Below are 16,930 nucleotides of genomic sequence, written 5' to 3'. Positions count from 1 at the left end.
TTGGTTACCTGTGAGGATTCTTTAGCAAGAGCTGAGCCAGATCAGCCGAGCAACTCGCTCATGGCAATAATCTGCTCTGCCACCTGGATCAGTTTCTGCTGGCGACTCATGGCCTGACGGCGCATCAGGGTGTACGCCTCTTCTTCATTACAGCTCTTCATTTTCATCAGCAGGCCCTTGGCCAACTCGATGCGTTTACGTTCGGCCAATTGCAGGTCGCGGGCCTGCAACTGCGCGCGCAGGGCCTGGTCACTCTCGAAGCGGGCCATGGCCACATCAAGGATCGGTTGCAGGCGTTGGGCCTGAATGCCTTCGACGATATAGGCACTGACGCCGGACTTGATTGCCTGGCGCATCACATTCGGGTCATGCTCATCGGTAAACATCACGATAGGCCGGGGCTGGTCGCGGCTGACCAACACCACTTGCTCCATCACATCGCGGCCGGGTGACTCGGTATCGATCAGGATCACGTCCGGGCGCACTGTTTCGACGCGTGCGGGCAGGTCGATGGTCAGGCCGGATTCATCGATCACCTCGAAGCCGGCTTCGGTCAGGGCGGCCTTGAGGCGCCCGACCTTGCGCGGGGTGTCATTGATCAACAGGATTCGTAGCATCATTGAGCTCCTGTCAGCGCAGCGCTTGACGGTGGTTGTCATCGCCCAGGGCATTGAGGCGGAAGCTGCGGGCGTAACCGGCGGGGTCGGAGCCGTCCCAGATTTTGCCGTCGATCAATTGGCTGCTGCGCATCGGCGCGTCGCCAACGCTGAGGCCCAGCGCATCGGCGGCCTGGCGATACAGCGCCAATTGCTGGACCTGGCAGGCGACGTCGAGGTAGTCAGGGTCTTCACGCAACAAGCCCCAACGCCGGAACTGGGTCATGAACCACATGCCGTCGCTGAGGTAGGGCAAATTCACCTCGCCACCGGCGAAAAAGCGCAAAGCATGGGGATCCTGCCACTGGTTACCCAAGCCGTCCTCGTAATGACCCAGCAGACGCGGCTCGATGCAGTCCAACGGGGCGTCGAGGTAGTCGCGAGCGCTGAGCAACTGCGCGGTGGAACGGCGGTTTTCAATGCTCTGTTCGATAAACCGGCTGGCCTCGAGGATCGCCATGACCAATAGGCGGGCGGTATTGGGAAACGCGTCGACGAACGCCTGGGTGCAGCCCAGGACCTTTTCCGGATGATTGGGCCAGATTGCCTGGGTGGTCGCCAGAGTAAAGCCTTGATGATGTTGCACTGCACTGGCACTCCAAGGCTCGCCGACACAAAAACCGTCGATGCGTCCGGCCTGCAGGTGCGCCACCATTTGCGGCGGCGGTACCACCACGCTGTTCACATCCTGCAATGGATGAATGCCTTGGCTTGCCAGCCAGTAATACAACCACATGGCGTGGGTACCCGTGGGAAATGTCTGGGCGAAGGTCAGTTTTGTCCGGCTTTGGTGCACGTGGCGTTCCAGCGCTTCAGGAGTGACCACTCCCTGATGTTGCAGGCCGTGGGACAGGTTGATGCTCTGGCCGTTCTGGTTGAGGCCCATCAGTACGGCCATGTCGGTAGGCGCAACGCCGCCGATGCCCAGATGCACGGCATAGATCAGCCCGTACAGCCCGTGGGCGGCGTCCAGCTCGCCACTGACTAGCTTGTCCCGCAGGTTGGCCCAGGATGATTGGCGCTTGAGGTTCAGTGTGAGGCCGTAGGGCTGGGCGAAGCCCTGGGTGGCAGCGACCACCAGCGACGCGCAATCGGTCAGGGCCATGAACCCCAGGTCAAGGCTGCTCTTTTCCGGGGCATCGCTGCCGTTTACCCAAGCCAGCGGATCGTTCATCAATACCTGCCTTTTCTGAAAAAAAAGCGTCGTTTCCCGGCTTGGCGTGACAGGCCATTGCCGGGTAACGACGCCTTTGTCCGTAGGCCCGCGCCGCCTTTGGTGCGGGCCTGATACAAAGTGCGAAGCAAGGCACATGCCACGGGGGCGTGGTGCAGTCTGCCGTCAACTTTCCATCATGATTGAACCTCTTGCGCCTCGCAGTATGGCCGCTTCTTCAGGCCAGATCGCCCAGGAATACCCACGGTGCACACTGATTCCCCGAACCCCATGAACTGCCGCTGGCTGCACTGCGGGTTACTGTGTGCCGCCCTGTTGCTGGGTAGCCGCGCAGCCTGGGGCCAGGCGTACCAGGCACAGGATGAAAGTTTGCATACTTTCTTTACCGCGCTGTCGGGGCCATTGGGCCTGCCTGTGGTCACCAGCCGTGCGGTGGCGCGCAGGCGCATCAGCGGAACCTTCGACTTTGCAGCGCCGCAACGGGTCCTGGAAACCCTCGCTGAGCAGCAAGACCTGATCTGGCACCGCAGCGGGCAAGTGGTGCATCTCTACACCGCCGATGAGGTGCGTAGTTCTGCGGTCGTGCTGCGGCATATCTCAGTCAATCGGCTGCGCGGCATCATGCGGCGTGCGGGGCTGGATGAGCCGCGCTACCCATTGCGTGAGAGCGGGGCACGTACGTTCTACGTTTACGGGCCACCGAGCTATGTCGATCATGTCTTGCGGCTGGCCAGCCTGATGGACCAGCCACGCCGCAAGCAGCCCGAAGGCGCAACGGCATTCGGCGTTGTCCAGGTGATCAATGCAGCTGTTCAGGACCGCCAGCAAGGAGAGGGTGCCAATAAGGTCCGCGTACCGGGTATGGCTGCCATGATCGAAGCCCGGCTATCCCCTGAGCAGAAAGGTCAATTGGCAGACGGTAGCCTGGTGTTGGTGGCCTATTCGGATACCAACAGTTTGTTGATCAAGGGCCAGCCTGCCCAGGTGAGTCTTATCGAAAAACTGGTGGCGGAGCTGGATAGCGCCACGGTCCAGGATGACGTTTCGTCAGGCCCTGACCCATTACCGCCACCTCCCGCGCCTGCGCAATTGAGCACAGCACAACATGAGCGTGTGCAGCGTGCGTTCCTGCGCACCGATCGTGAGTTTTCCCCATGAAAAAGGCGTTTGTCCATGCACCTGGAAATACTGCTGCAGGAGCAATTGATCAGCCGCAAGCGTTTGGCTGCGTTCGCACCGGGGAAGGTGCTGCCTCTGGATCCAGGGGCGACTCGATGTGTGGAGGTACGGGTCAATGGGCAACTGATGGCGTTGGGTGAGCTGGTGCAACTGGAGGATCGGCTGGGGGTTGAGTTGCAGGAGACGTATCAGGAATGGCTACCCCAATAAGTGCGTCAGGAGAATTGTCTGACCGAAAGTTTCCAAAAAAGGGCGCCCGAATGGGCTTTGTCCTAGCGCGAGCCGTAGGCCGGTTTTTTATAGTCGTGACATTGGCAGGTGAGCCGGTACGGAAACTAAGGATGTGAATGTCAGTAGTAAAAAGCAGAGGTGCGTATGGCCGTCGTGATTGATGAATCGACGACCTCCCTGGTCTTCGCTCGCTGGACCTTGCATGGCGATGGCCGGTTGACAGGCGGCGATGCGGATATTCAGTTGCCGCCCAAGGAGTGGCATGTGCTGCGATTGTTGCTGGCCTCCGGTGGCACGCTGATGACCAAGGATCGCCTGCTGGAGCTGGCCTGGCCCCGGGGAGAGGTGGCCGATGAGTCACTGACGCGCTGTATCTATTCCCTGCGCAAACATTTGAGGGCCGACAAAGGGTTTATCAAGACGATTTATGGCAAGGGGTATCGCTTTACGTGCCCGGTGCGGGTGGGGGAACCACCACGGGGTGTCGTGCATGTGTGCTCTGTGTGTGGCCAGGCCAGCAATGCTTAAGGTTTGGAGCGTGGTACTGCTGCTCAGTGGGCTGATGGGCAGTCACCAGGTACTGGCCTATTGCTGGGACGAGGCGGCCAGCCGGTACGATCTCGAACCGGAACTGTTGCAGGCTATCGCTGATGTCGAATCGGGTTCGCGTGCGCAGGCGATCAACTACGCCAACCGCAATGGCACGCGTGATATCGGCTTGATGCAGATCAACAGCATCCACCTGCCGCGTTTGCTCAAACAGGGCATTACCGAGGAGCGGTTGTTGAGCGAACCTTGTTTGTCGGTGCAAGTCGGTGCCTCGATTCTGGCCGAGTTTATTCAGCGTTTCGGCTACAACTGGATGGCGGTGGGTTCCTACAATGTTGGACCGGGCCCTGGCTCGCAGCGTGAGGCGTTGCGCCAGCGCTACGCCGAAAGGATCTGGGTGCGTTATCAGGCGTTGATTGCTCAGCGCCGATGAGCGCAGCACGCCTCGCATGAGGCCCGCCACCCCGGCTATAATCGCGTCACCTTTTGCCGCCATCCGAGTCTAGCCCGCCCATGTATACCTTGGCCCGCCAGCTGTTGTTCAAACTCTCCCCGGAAACCTCCCACGATCTGTCCCTGGACTTGATCGGTGCCGGTGGCCGCCTGGGGCTCAATGGCCTGGTATGCAAGGCTGCGGCGAAAGTGCCGGTGTCGGTGATGGGCCTGGATTTTCCCAATCCGGTCGGCCTGGCAGCCGGCCTGGACAAAAACGGCGCGGCCATCGACGGGTTTGCACAGTTGGGGTTCGGCTTCGTTGAAATCGGCACCGTGACGCCACGGCCACAGCCGGGAAATCCCAAGCCACGCATTTTCCGCCTGCCGGACGCAGAGGCGATCATCAATCGCATGGGTTTCAACAACCTCGGCGTCGATCACCTGTTATCGCGGGTTCAAGCGGCAAAATACACAGGCATCCTCGGGATCAATATCGGCAAGAACTTTGACACGCCGGTAGAGCGTGCAGTGGACGATTACCTGATCTGCCTGGACAAGGTTTACGCCCACGCCAGCTACGTCACCGTCAACGTCAGCTCGCCCAATACCCCGGGCCTGCGTAGCCTGCAATTCGGTGACTCCCTCAAACAACTGCTCGAAGCCTTGCGCCAGCGTCAGGAAGACTTGGCCGTGCGTCATGGCAAGCGTGTACCCCTGGCAATCAAGATCGCCCCGGACATGAGCGATGAAGAAACCGTACTGGTGGCCCAGGCCCTGATGGATGCGGGCATGGACGCAGTGATTGCGACCAACACCACCCTCAGCCGCGTGGGCGTCGAGGGGCTGGCACATGGCGACGAGGCGGGCGGCCTGTCCGGCGCGCCGGTACGGGACAAGAGCACCCATATCGTCAAGGTGCTGGCGGCCGAGTTGGCCGGGCGTTTGCCGATCATCGCGGTGGGCGGTATTACCGAAGGCAAGCACGCGGCCGAGAAGATCGCGGCTGGCGCCAGCCTGGTGCAGTTGTACTCCGGCTTTATCTATAAGGGGCCGGCGTTGATTCGCGAGTCGGTGGATGCCATCGCTGCCCTGCGCTGACAATCTGCCAGGCAATAAAAAGGGCTCCATAAAGGAGCCCCTGGGCCGAAGCCCGCCGCCCGGATGGGGCGCGCGTGGTTAAGTCGTTACTCATTCAAAGATGTGTGTCGGAATAAAATGCCCCTGATTAGCCGACGGCGTGAAGTTCGTTGAGTCTGTGGATGCCCGCAGTGCCAGTCATACCGTCCCAATTGTCGCCGCGTCCTTCTCGCCAGCCGTTGATCCAGGCTTGGCGTACCGACGGTAGAGTAAATGGGCAAAGCTCACGGGATTTTCCATGAACGCCATATTGATATCCGCGTAAAAATGCTCTTTCCAACGGATCACGCTTAAGTCTTCTCATAGGGTGTTTCCCTCACTTGTTGACTGTCTAGATATCCTTCGGCCTTGTCCAAGGCCGGGCAGAGTTTTTCTGCCGTTGGTGGGCTCGCTGCCGGCGTGGCGAGCCGATGTGTCGGCGTCGTTACGGCGCCAACCTGTGTTGAGTTCTAACCAATAGGTCACATGTATTCAATGATCGTTTTGTCATAAGCACGTAACGATAACGATGCTATAGCCATAAGCTGGGATGGTTTTTCGCCCCTTTTATGCAGCAAAGCCAGCTATGATGTGCCCTGCACAGCGAAGCGGGTTAATCCTTTAGTGAGAATGCCCGCCTGTTGCAGTCGGTTATTATTCGACGAAGGGTCTGAATATTTCCTTTTGTTGCTTCACATTGTTTCTCTGCCCCGTCAAACAAGGCTCAACGGCCCGGAAAGCGGGGTGGGACGGCACATTCGTGCCACGCGAGCACTCTTCAAGAAAAGTGCTTGATTGAAAACCGAGCCGGCGATGCGTCGCCCGTTCATTTATTGCTGAAAAGCCTGGAATGCCCCATGTCGGACCGTTTTGAACTCTTCCTCACTTGCCCCAAGGGCCTCGAAGGCCTGCTGATCGAGGAAGCCGTCGGGCTTGGCCTTGAGGACGCCCGCGAGCACACCTCGGCCGTTCGCGGCATGGCCGACATGGAAACCGCCTACCGCCTGTGCCTGTGGTCACGCTTGGCCAACCGTGTGCTGCTGGTACTCAAGCGCTTCCCGATGAAGGACGCCGAAGACCTCTACCACGGCGTGCTGGATATCGAATGGGCCGACCACATGGTTCCCGACGGCACCCTGGCGGTCGAGTTCAGCGGTCACGGCTCGGGCATCGACAACACTCACTTCGGCGCGCTGAAGGTCAAGGATGCGATCGTCGACAAGCTGCGCACCCCAACCGGCGAGCGTCCATCCATCGACAAGATCAACCCGGACCTGCGCATTCACCTGCGCCTGGACCGTGGCGAAGCGATCCTGTCCCTGGACCTTTCCGGCCACAGCCTGCACCAGCGTGGCTACCGCCTGCAGCAGGGCGCGGCACCGCTGAAGGAAAACCTGGCAGCGGCGATCCTGATTCGCGCCGGCTGGCCACGCATTGCAGCCGAAGGCGGTGCGCTGACCGACCCGATGTGCGGCGTCGGCACCTTCCTGGTTGAAGGCGCGATGATCGCCGCCGACATGGCCCCCAACCTCAACCGCGAGCTGTGGGGTTTCACCACGTGGCTGGGCCACGTCCCGGCGCTGTGGAAAAAGCTGCACACCGAGGCCAGCGAGCGTGCGGCCATTGGTATGAACAAGCCACCGTTGTGGGTCCGCGGTTACGAAGCCGACCCGCGCCTGATTCAACCCGCCCGCAATAACATCGAACGCGCCGGCCTGAGCCACTGGATCAAGGTGTACCAGGGCGAAGTGGGCACGTTCGAGCCGCGCCCGGACCAGAACCAGAAAGGCCTGGTGATCTGCAACCCACCCTACGGTGAGCGCCTGGGTGACGAAGCCAGCCTGTTGTACCTCTACCAGAACCTCGGCGAGCGCCTGCGCCAGGCCTGCATGGGCTGGGAAGCTGCGGTGTTCACCGGCGCGCCGGACCTGGGCAAGCGCATGGGCATCCGCAGCCACAAACAGTATTCGTTCTGGAACGGCGCGTTGCCGTGCAAATTGCTGCTGATCAAGGTCAACCCGGATCAGTTCGTCACCGGCGAACGTCGCACGCCGGAGCAGCGCCAGGCTGAGCGTGAGCAAGCGGCTTACGACCAGGCGCCGACCGAGCCCGTTGAGCGCCAGTACAACAAGAACGGCAACCCGATCAAGCCAGCCCCGGCCCCGGTGGTCGAACAGGCGCGCTTGAGCGAAGGCGGGCAGATGTTTGCCAACCGCCTGCAAAAGAACCTCAAGCTGCTGGGCAAATGGGCCAAGCGCGAAGGGGTGAATTGCTACCGTGTGTATGACGCCGACATGCCCGAGTACTCCATGGCCATCGACCTGTACCACGATTGGGTTCACGTACAGGAATACGCGGCACCAAAATCCATCGACCCGGAAAAAGCCTCGGCGCGCATGTTCGACGCCCTGGCAGCGATTCCCCAGGCCCTGAACGTCGACAAGAGCCGCGTGGTGGTCAAGCGTCGCGAGCGTCAGAGCGGCACCAAGCAATACGAACGCCAGAGCGCCCAGGGCAAGTTCACCGAGGTCAGCGAAGGTGGCGTGAAGCTGCTGGTCAACCTCACCGACTACCTGGATACCGGCCTGTTCCTCGACCACCGCCCGATGCGTATGCGCATCCAGAAAGAAGCGGCCGGCAAGCGCTTCCTCAACCTGTATTGCTACACCGCCACCGCCAGCGTCCATGCTGCCAAGGGTGGAGCGCGCAGCACCACCAGCGTCGACCTGTCCAAAACCTATCTGGACTGGGCGCGTCGCAACTTCTCCCTCAATGGTTTCTCCGACAAGAACCGCCTGGAGCAGGGTGATGTCATGGCGTGGCTGGAGGCCAGTCGCGATGAGTTCGATATGATTTTCATCGATCCGCCGACCTTCTCCAACTCCAAGCGCATGGAAGGTATCTTCGACGTGCAGCGTGACCACGTGCAGTTGCTCGACCTGGCCATGGCGCGCCTGGCGCCGGGTGGCGTGCTGTACTTCTCCAACAACTTCCGCAAGTTCCAGTTGGAAGACAACCTCAGCGAACGCTATGCGGTCGAAGAGATCAGCGACAAGACCATCGACCCGGATTTTGCGCGCAATGCGAAGATCCACCGGGCCTGGAAAATCACTGCTCGCTGATTAATATCAGCAGTTCTGAATGCGCCGAGTATCCAGTGTGGGAGGGGGCTTGCTCCCGATAGCAGAGTATCAGTCACCCATGTATTGGCTGATCCACCGCTATCGGGAGCAAGCCCCCTCCCACATTAAGCCCCTGCAGTTTTTAGGCTGGTCAAACACCCGACCAATGGCTATAACTTAAACCCCAGCCAACGTGACACCCCCGCACACTGGCGTTGTGAGTGTTGCCTATGCCGATGCAAGCTGTCCGCCCGAAAATCCTTGGTTTTATCAGTGAACAGGCGTCGGCTTGGCTGGTGGCATTGGTGGTGTTGTTGGCTGGCAGCGCGTTGACGATGGTTGTCGCGTGGGCGACTGCCGACCTGTATCAGCAACAGGTGCGCCAGCGTTTCCAGTTGCTGGTCAATGAGCGCTACACCCGCATCCAGGAGCGTTTTGAGGATCAGGAGTTGCGCCTGGGTAGCCTGCAGCGTTTCTTCATCAACTCTGGCGATGTCTCCCGTGCCGAGTTTGACGGCTTCGCCCAGCCTCTGTTGCTCAATGCGCGTGCCTACGCCTGGGCACCGCGCATATTTCGTGAGCAGCGCAGCGCGTTCGAGCAAGAGATTTCCCGTCAGCGTGGCATCCCTTTCAGCATCCGTGAACTCAATGGCTTGGGTGAGTTGGCGCCCGCGCCCGAGCGCGATGAATACGTACCGGTGTTGTACAGCCAGACGCAGAGCTTGTTGGGTTCGCCCTTGGGTTTTGACCTGCTGGCCCAGCCCTTGCGCCGTTCAGCCCTGGAGCGTGCGCAAAAAAACGCCAGGCCGGCAGTGTCACAGCCCATGCAATTGGTGGGCGTGGAGCCTGCCTACGCGGCCGGCGTGCTGCTGGTGGCGCCAGTGAGCAAAGCCGTTGGCAGCGAGCCCTACGGCTTTGTCATGGCGGTGCTCAGCATGCGCCAACTGGTGGCCGATGGGTTGCCCAAACCGAATCGCGACAATCTGGTCATGCAGATCGTTGACACTTCCGATACGCAGCAACGGGTGTTGTATGCATCCAGCAATACGGTGGGCAACAGCGACCTGACGGCGACACGCCGCCTCACCCTTGGCGATCACGTCTATGCCCTGAGCCTGCGTGCCAGCGAGGTGTTCGACAAGGCCAATCATTCCTCGATGAACACCATTCTGGGCATGGGTGTGCTGCTCAGCGCCTTGCTCAGTGCCTTGCTCTACGTGCTGGTCAGCCAGCGCCAGCGTGCGCTGAAACTGGTGGAACAGCGCACCGTGCAGTTGCGCTTGCGTGAGCAAGAGTTGCGTGGGGCTCACGGGCAATTACGCAGTGTGCTGAATGCGGCGACTCAGGTCGCGATCATCGCCACCGATTTGCGCGGTGTGATCAACACCTTCAATGCTGGCGCCGAACAGATGTTGGGTTTCAAGGCCGAAGAGGTGCTGGGTCGCCTGACCCTGGAAAGCCTGCACCTGGCCGTGGAACTCGAAGCGCGGGCTGCGCCGTTGAGCCTGGCGCTAGGCAAGCGTATTGCGCCGAGCCAGGCAATGCTGGTGGAGAGCCCTGACAGCCTGCATGAAGCTCGCGAGTGGACGCTGGTGCGCAAGGACGGTACCCAACTGACGGTCAACATGCTGGCCACCGTGCTCCTGGACGACTTTGGCCTGTGGGTCGGGCACTTGGCAATTTACCTGGATATCACCGAGCAAAAGCGCGCCTATGAAGCCCTGGCCGCCCGGGACCGTCTGCTGAAAAAACTCAGTGCTCATGTGCCTGGCGGGATTTTCCAGTTCACCCAGGACCTGCAGGGCAATGGGCGTTTCATTTACGCCAGCGAAGGTATGCGCGATATCTATGAAATCGAACTTGGCGCATTACAGCAGGATGCAGGCAAGGTGCTGGAACGCATTCACCCCTTGGACATTGAGCGAGTGCGTGCCTCGATACGTTTGTCGGCGTTGCAACTGAGCCATTGGCGCGAAGAATATCGCGTGCAGTTGCCTCAGCGAGGCTTGCGCTGGATTCGCGGCGAAGCGACACCTGAAGAGTTACCTGGAGGCGGTACGCTTTGGCACGGTTATGTGTCGGATATTTCCGATCTCAAACGGGTCGAGGAAGAACTGCGCGCGCTTTCCATCACTGACTCTCTGACGGGCATCTATAACCGGCGTTATTTTCAGGATCGGCTCAAGGGCGAGATGCTGCGGATCAACCGCACCTCGGGTGCACTGTCGTTGATCATGCTCGATATCGATCACTTCAAGCGCATCAACGACCAGCATGGTCACGCCGTGGGCGACGGGGTGTTGCAGGAGTTGTGCAAGCGCATAGGCCAGCGCTTGCGCCGTACCGACGTGTTTTGCCGCCTGGGTGGGGAAGAATTCGTGGTGCTGTGCCCAAGTACCAATGGTGCCCAGGCCTATAGCCTGGCAACTCAGTTGTGGCAGTCGTTGCGCGATACGCCGATGGAACCGGTGGGCATCGTCACTGCCAGCTTTGGCGTAGCCAGTTGGCGGACCGATGAAGATATCGATGGGTTGCTGCTGCGCGCTGATTCGGCAGTGTATGTGGCCAAGCAGGCGGGCAGGGACCGGGTCGAGGCGTGTGGGAGCGAGCAAGCCCTACTGACTGTAGGAGCGAGCTTGCTCGCGAAAAAACCATAGACGCCGCGTGTACTCAGGAAACACGCGTGATCGTTGACGTTTTTCGCGAGCAAGCTCGCTCCTGCAGGGTAGTGTGATGCTTTACAGAACCGGCGCGGCTGCAACGGCCTTCGGCTGGCGATACAGGTCCAGGAGCACCTGGTCCAACACCGATGACGCGCCCCAAGGCTTGGAGTCGTTGAGAATCGCCACCACCGCCCAAGTGTTGCCATTGTTGTCACGGCTGAACCCGGCGATGGCGCGCACGGTGTTCAGGGTACCGGTCTTCACATGAGCTTCGCCGCGCATCGCTGTGGTCTTCAGGCGTTTACGCATGGTGCCGTCAGTGCCGGCGATTGGCATCGAGCTGATGTACTCCGCCGCGTAGGGGCTTTTCCAGGCGGCTTGCAGCATGGCCGCCATCTCGCGGGCGCTGACCCGTTCGGCGCGGGACAGGCCGGAGCCGTTCTCCATTACCAGGTGCGGTGCGGTGATGCCTTTTTTGGCCAGCCATTGGCGCACGACGCGTTGCGCGGCCTTGGCATCGTCGCCATCGGCATCGTTGCGAAATTGCGCGCCCAGGCTCAGGAACAGTTGCTGGGCCATGGTGTTGTTGCTGTATTTGTTGATGTCGCGAATGATTTCCGCCAGGTCCGGCGAGAATGCGCGGGCCAGCACCTTGGCATCCTTGGGCACTGGCGCCTGGATATCGCGGCCCTGGATGGTGCCGCCCAGCTCCTTCCAGATCGCACGCACGGCGCCGGCGGTGTAGGTGGCGTGGTCGAGCAGTGACAGGTAAGTCTGCGAGCTGCAGCCATCAGCCAGTTGGCCGCTGACGGTCACGGTCACACTGCCGTCGGCGGCGGTCACCGGGTTGTAACGCACGTCACCGGTGCACTGCTTGGCGTTGGTGACTTTCACCTGGTTGTCGATGCGAATGCTGGCAATCGGCGGTTCGACCGACACGATCACGCGTCCCGAATCATTACGGGTCACGAAGCGCAGGGCCTTGAGGTTGACCAGCAAGGCATCGGGCTTGACCAGGAACGGCTTGTTCTCGTCGTTGCCGTCGTCATTGAAATCAGGCAACAGCGGCTGGTTGAAGAAGTTGCGATCCAGTACCAGGTCGCCGGTGACCTGCTGCACGCCATTGGCACGCAGGTCGCGCATCAGCAGCCAGAGCTTTTCCATGTTCAGCTTGGGATCGCCGCCGCCCTTGAGGTACAGGTTGCCGCGCAACACGCCACCGCTGAGGGTGCCGTCGGTGTAGAACTCGGTCTTCCACTGGTGGTTGGGGCCGAGCATCTCCAGGGCCGCGTAAGTGGTCACCAGCTTCATGGTAGAGGCCGGGTTCACCGATACGTCGGCATTGAATACGGTTGGCGTACCGGGGCCGTTCAGAGGCAGCATCACCAGGGATAACGCGGTATTGGGCAGTTTGGCTTTCTGCAAGGCCTGCGCGACGCTGGGGGGCAGGGCAGTATTGATGGGGGCGGCAGTGGCCGAAAGGGCCAGAGGCAAAAGGACACTGGCAAGTAATACAGAACGCAACGATTTGATCATAAGAAATAAAACCCTACTGCTGAGAAGGGTGAAAAAGGCGAGGGGTATATAAGAAAATCCCTCAATGGTCACGAAAGTGTCGGCATTATGCCCCAAGGTGGCTTCACTTGTAGCTGAACGATAGCTGCTAATCAGGTTTTTTTAACGGCCGATATGCCGCCCGTCCCAGAGAGTCGGGCAATTGCCGCCTTAAACTGCTAAAGTGCCGCCCGTTATTACTTATGAGGATTGTTCCAATGGCGACTAACCGTTCCCAGCGTCTGCGCAAAAAACTGTGCGTTGATGAATTTCAAGAGCTGGGTTTCGAACTGAACCTGGACTTCAACGAAGGCCTGAGTGAAGAAGCTATCGACGCTTTCCTCGAAGCATTCATCAAAGAAGCCATGGAAGCCAACGGTCTGGGCTATGTCGGCGGCGACGACTACGGTCTGGTTTGCCTGCAGAAGCGTGGCTCGGTTTCCGAAGAGCAACGCGCAGCTGTCGAAGCCTGGCTGAAAACCCGTTCCGAGCTGACCAAGGCTGAAGTCAGCCCGTTGCTGGACGTGTGGTATCCGGAAAAGCCGATCAACGCGGCTAAGTGATACTAAACAAAACGGCGACCTGAGGGTCGCCGTTTTTTTATGCCTTGCGCCAATTCAGAATCAACAGCGTCAACACCCCCGCCACAATCCCCCAGAACGCCGACCCGATGGAAAACAACGTCAAGCCTGACGCGGTGACCATAAAGGTGATCAGCGCCGCTTCCCGCTCCTTCGGCTCATTCATGGCAATGCTCAGGCCGTTGATGATCGAGCCAAACAACGCCAGCGCTGCAATCGAAAGCACCAGTTCCTTGGGTAGGGCTGCGAACAATGCTGCCAGCGTGGCGCCGAATACCCCGGCAATCCCATAGAACACCCCACACCACACCGCAGCGGTGTAGCGCTTGTTGCGGTCTTCATGGGCGTGCGGCCCGGTGCAGATCGCCGCGCTGATCGCCGCCAGGTTGATGCCGTGGGAGCCGAACGGTGCCAACACCAGCGAGGCCAGGCCGGTGGTGGTGATCAGCGGCGAAGCCGGCACGGTGTAGCCGTCGGCCCGCAGCACGGCGACCCCGGGCATGTTCTGCGAGGTCATGGCCACCACAAACAGCGGGATACCGATGCTGATGGTCGCCGCCAGTGAGAAATGCGGCGTGGTCCATACGGGCGTCGCCACTTCCAGATGAAAACCGCTGAAGTCCAGCAACCCCATCAGCCCCGACAGCGCGGTGCCTATCAGTAGCGCGGCAAGCACGGCATAGCGCGGCGACAGGCGCTTGATGATCAGGTAGGTGAAAAACATCCCCAGTACCAGACCGGTGCGATGCTGCGCAGCGACGAAGATTTCGCTGCCGATCTTGAACAGGATCCCCGCCAGCAACGCCGCCGCCAGCGATGCAGGGATGCGCTTGACCAGTTTTTCAAAGCTGCCGGTCATCCCGCATAGGGTCACCAGCACTGCGCAGGTGATGTAGGCGCCGATGGCTTCGCCATAACTCACGCCGCCTAAACTGGTGATCAACAGCGCCGCGCCGGGTGTGGACCAGGCGATGGTGATGGGTGTGCGATAGCGCAGGGACAGGCCGATGCTGCATACCGCCATGCCGATGGAAATCGCCCAGATCCACGAAGAAATCTGTGCGGTGGTCAAACCGGCGGCCTGGCCGGCCTGGAACATCAGCACCAGGGAGCTGGTGTAGCCGGTCATCATGGCGATAAAACCGGCGACGATGGCCGAGGGGGAGGTGTCGGCCAGCGGGCGCAAGGGCGCTTGGGTGGCGTCGGTCATGGAAGGGTGTTCCTTTTACCTGGGATTTGCCGGTGACGGCGCAGATTCAAGCCTAAACTCAAACGTAACGAGTCATTGCAATACAGCCGGGGCCGCAAACAGCCGTACAGTGTGTTGGCGCATTGGGTTGTGTACAATGTGCGCTGTTTTTAGGTGATACTTGCCAGCGACCCGTAGTTGCCGTATTACCTTGAATTTGCCGTATTACCGTTAATTCGCCGCCGTTCTCCCTACCCGAGTGCCCATGAACGAACAGTTGCAACCTCTCAAGAAACAACCGCGAGCCGGCAAGACCGGTCGCAGCGGAACCCAGGACGATATCGTCTACGCGCATATCTTCGAGGCGATCCTCGAACAACGCCTGGCACCCGGAACCAAATTGAGTGAAGAGGCACTGGGCGAGATCTTTGGCGTTAGCCGCACCATCATTCGCCGCGCACTGTCGCGCCTGGCCCATGAAGGCGTGGTACTGCTGCGGCCCAATCGCGGCGCAGTGGTTGCCAGCCCCAGTGTGGAAGAAGCGCGCCAGGTGTTCATGGCCCGGCGTCTGGTGGAGCGAGCGATCACGGAGTTGGCGGTGCAGCACGCTACCGCTGAGCAATTGGCCGAGTTGCGCCAGATGGTCAATGACGAGCGCGACAGTTTCTCCCGGGGTGATCGTGGTGCCGGTATCCGTCTTTCGGGCGAGTTCCACCTGAAACTGGCCGAAGCGGCCAAGAACGCGCCGTTGATCAGCTTCCAGCGCAGCCTGGTGTCCCAGACCTCATTGATCATCGCCCAGTACGAAAGCGGCAACCGCTCACACTGTTCCTACGATGAGCACACCCAGTTGATCGACGCGATCGAAGCCCGCGATGCGGTGCTGGCGGTGAACTTGATGATGCACCACATGGATCATATTGACAGCAAGCTCAACCTCGATGAAGAGAGCGCGTCGGATGATTTGCATGCGGTGTTTTCGCATTTGTTGCAGACCAGGAAGCCTGGGCGCTCTTCGGTAAAACTGTAATCGCCCTGATTCACTGGGGGACAAAAATGTGGGAGGGGGCTTGCTCCCGATAGCAGAGTGTCAGGAGCAGATAGGCTGACTGACACACCGCTATCGGGAGCAAGCCCCCTCCCACATTGGTTTTGTGGTGTCTCTGAGATCAGCGCTGGTGCACCAGCTGGCCGGCTGCATAGGTTTGCAACACTGCCCGATCATCCCCCAGCGTCATCAGCACAAACAACGTCTCGGCAATGTTATTGGCCTGCTTCAAGCGATAGCTGAGCAGTGGCGTGGCGTTGTAGTCCAGCACCAGGAAGTCCGCATCCGTCCCCGGCTGCAATGTGCCGATCCTGTCTTCCAGACGCAACGCGCGCGCACCGCCCAGGGTCGCCAGATAGAGCGACTTGAACGGGCTCAACCGCGCTCCCTGCAACTGCATGACCTTATAGGCTTCATTCAGTGTTTGCAGGAGCGAGAAGCTGGTGCCGCCGCCCACGTCGGTGCCCAGGCCTACGTTCAATTTGTGTTTCTCGGCCATGGGCAAGTTGAACAACCCACTGCCGAGGAAGAAGTTCGACGTTGGGCAGAACGCCACCGCCGAGCCGGTCTCCGCCAGCCGTGCGCATTCGTCGTCACACAGGTGCACGCCGTGGGCAAACACCGAGCGCTCGCCGAGCAGTTTGTAATGGTCGTACACGTCCAGGTAGCCGTTGCGCTCGGGAAACAGCTCGTTTACCCACTCGACTTCCTGCTTGTTCTCACTGATGTGGGTCTGCATGTACAGATCTGGGTATTCGCCCAGCAATTGCCCGGCCAGCGCCAGTTGCTCAGGCGTGCTGGTGGGGGCGAAGCGTGGCGTAACGGCATAATGCAGGCGGCCTTTGCCGTGCCAGCGTTCGATCAACGCCTTGCTTTCCTGATAGCCGGATTCAGGTGTGTCGGTCAGGTAGTCCGGCGCGTTGCGGTCCATCATCACTTTGCCGGCGATCATGCGCAGGTCGAGTTTCTCGGCCGCTTCAAAAAACGAGTTCACCGATTGCGGGTGTACGCTGCCGAAGACCAGTGCGGTGGTGGTGCCGTTGCGCAACAACTCCTTGATGAAGATATCCGCGACGTTATCGGCGTGGGCCTTGTCGGCGAACTGGCTTTCACAGGGGAAGGTGTAGGTGTTGAGCCAATCCAGCAATTGCTCGCCGTAGGCGCCGACCATGCCGGTTTGCGGCAGATGGATATGGGTGTCGATCAGGCCGGGGGTGATCAATGCGTCCTGGTAGTGCGTGATGTCGATGTCGGCGGGCAGCGTCGGCAGCAGGTCGCTGGCGTGGCCGAGCGCACTGATCTGGCCGTTATCGATCACCAGCAGGCCGTCTTCGAAATACTCGTAGGAGGCGTCGATGCCAACGATGGCAGGGTCGTCGATGCTGTGCAGGATGGCGGCGCGGTAGGCTTTGCGAGTCAAAGGCATGGTTATC

Annotated in this window: 14 protein-coding genes and 1 pseudogene; 9 read left to right on the top strand and 6 right to left on the bottom strand. The window is 60.1% G+C overall.

From position 1 onward, the window contains the following. Positions 1-41: 41 nt before the first annotated feature. Positions 42-617 (bottom strand): ANTAR domain-containing protein, encoded by a 576-nt coding sequence (locus E4O97_RS19350; RefSeq protein ID WP_005790358.1) that lies wholly within the window; start codon positions 615-617, stop codon positions 42-44. A 13-nt stretch (positions 618-630) separates the two neighbouring features. After that, positions 631-1,830: a CmpA/NrtA family ABC transporter substrate-binding protein gene (locus E4O97_RS19345; RefSeq protein ID WP_248161983.1), complete on the bottom strand. Its 1,200-nt coding sequence runs from the start codon at positions 1,828-1,830 to the stop codon at positions 631-633. A 270-nt stretch (positions 1,831-2,100) separates the two neighbouring features. Between E4O97_RS19345 and E4O97_RS19340 the strand changes: the two are divergent. The 5 genes and pseudogenes from E4O97_RS19340 to E4O97_RS19320 all read left to right on the top strand — a co-directional run. Continuing rightward, positions 2,101-2,850, top strand: a pseudogene (locus tag E4O97_RS19340) (secretin N-terminal domain-containing protein); the annotation flags it as partial. A 153-nt stretch (positions 2,851-3,003) separates the two neighbouring features. Further along, positions 3,004-3,219, top strand: coding sequence for a FliM/FliN family flagellar motor switch protein (locus E4O97_RS19335; RefSeq protein ID WP_005790352.1), 216 nt, complete (start codon positions 3,004-3,006; stop codon positions 3,217-3,219). A gap of 165 nt (positions 3,220-3,384) precedes the next feature. After that, positions 3,385-3,768, top strand: coding sequence for a winged helix-turn-helix domain-containing protein (locus tag E4O97_RS19330; protein WP_032879928.1), 384 nt, complete (start codon positions 3,385-3,387; stop codon positions 3,766-3,768). Beyond that, positions 3,761-4,222 (top strand): transglycosylase SLT domain-containing protein, encoded by a 462-nt coding sequence (locus tag E4O97_RS19325; protein WP_279309750.1) that lies wholly within the window; start codon positions 3,761-3,763, stop codon positions 4,220-4,222. The genes E4O97_RS19330 and E4O97_RS19325 overlap by 8 nt, the downstream gene beginning before the upstream one ends. An 80-nt stretch (positions 4,223-4,302) precedes the next feature. Next, a complete protein-coding gene (locus E4O97_RS19320; RefSeq protein WP_248091966.1) occupies positions 4,303-5,322 on the top strand; it encodes a quinone-dependent dihydroorotate dehydrogenase in 1,020 nt (339 codons plus the stop codon). 127 nt (positions 5,323-5,449) lie between these two features. Here E4O97_RS19320 and E4O97_RS19315 read toward each other — a convergent pair whose 3' ends face one another. Next, positions 5,450-5,665, bottom strand: coding sequence for a ribosome modulation factor (locus E4O97_RS19315; RefSeq protein WP_002553055.1), 216 nt, complete (start codon positions 5,663-5,665; stop codon positions 5,450-5,452). 532 nt (positions 5,666-6,197) lie between these two features. Between E4O97_RS19315 and rlmKL the strand changes: the two genes are divergently transcribed. Beyond that, positions 6,198-8,462, top strand: coding sequence for a bifunctional 23S rRNA (guanine(2069)-N(7))-methyltransferase RlmK/23S rRNA (guanine(2445)-N(2))-methyltransferase RlmL (gene rlmKL, locus E4O97_RS19310; protein ID WP_216091954.1), 2,265 nt, complete (start codon positions 6,198-6,200; stop codon positions 8,460-8,462). 230 nt (positions 8,463-8,692) lie between these two features. Then, positions 8,693-11,119, top strand: coding sequence for a diguanylate cyclase (locus E4O97_RS19305; protein ID WP_216091953.1), 2,427 nt, complete (start codon positions 8,693-8,695; stop codon positions 11,117-11,119). 81 nt (positions 11,120-11,200) lie between these two features. Here E4O97_RS19305 and dacB read toward each other — a convergent pair whose 3' ends face one another. Continuing rightward, entirely contained in the window at positions 11,201-12,661 is a 1,461-nt protein-coding gene (gene dacB, locus E4O97_RS19300; protein WP_005790339.1) for a D-alanyl-D-alanine carboxypeptidase/D-alanyl-D-alanine-endopeptidase, read from the bottom strand. A 236-nt stretch (positions 12,662-12,897) separates the two neighbouring features. Here dacB and E4O97_RS19295 point away from each other — a divergent pair, with 236 nt between their 5' ends. Then, complete coding sequence (locus E4O97_RS19295) at positions 12,898-13,242, top strand: YggL family protein (protein WP_003193255.1); 345 nt, start codon at positions 12,898-12,900, stop codon at positions 13,240-13,242. Between the two features lie 37 nt (positions 13,243-13,279). On the opposite strand, the gene E4O97_RS19290 is transcribed toward E4O97_RS19295, so the two are convergent. Next, positions 13,280-14,470, bottom strand: coding sequence for a benzoate/H(+) symporter BenE family transporter (locus E4O97_RS19290; RefSeq protein ID WP_032879937.1), 1,191 nt, complete (start codon positions 14,468-14,470; stop codon positions 13,280-13,282). A gap of 244 nt (positions 14,471-14,714) precedes the next feature. Between E4O97_RS19290 and E4O97_RS19285 the strand changes: the two genes are divergently transcribed. After that, complete coding sequence (locus E4O97_RS19285) at positions 14,715-15,479, top strand: GntR family transcriptional regulator (RefSeq protein WP_056845646.1); 765 nt, start codon at positions 14,715-14,717, stop codon at positions 15,477-15,479. A 139-nt stretch (positions 15,480-15,618) separates the two neighbouring features. On the opposite strand, the gene guaD is transcribed toward E4O97_RS19285, so the two are convergent. Further along, the gene (gene guaD / locus E4O97_RS19280) at positions 15,619-16,923 is read right to left on the bottom strand and encodes a guanine deaminase (RefSeq protein ID WP_032879939.1); all 1,305 of its coding nucleotides are present in this window, start codon (positions 16,921-16,923) and stop codon (positions 15,619-15,621) included. Positions 16,924-16,930 lie beyond the last annotated feature (7 nt).

Source organism: Pseudomonas sp. W15Feb34 (assembly GCF_023127765.1).
Taxonomy (GTDB): Bacteria; Pseudomonadota; Gammaproteobacteria; order Pseudomonadales; family Pseudomonadaceae; genus Aquipseudomonas; species Aquipseudomonas synxantha_A.
This window is presented reverse-complemented; position numbering and strand designations above follow the sequence as displayed.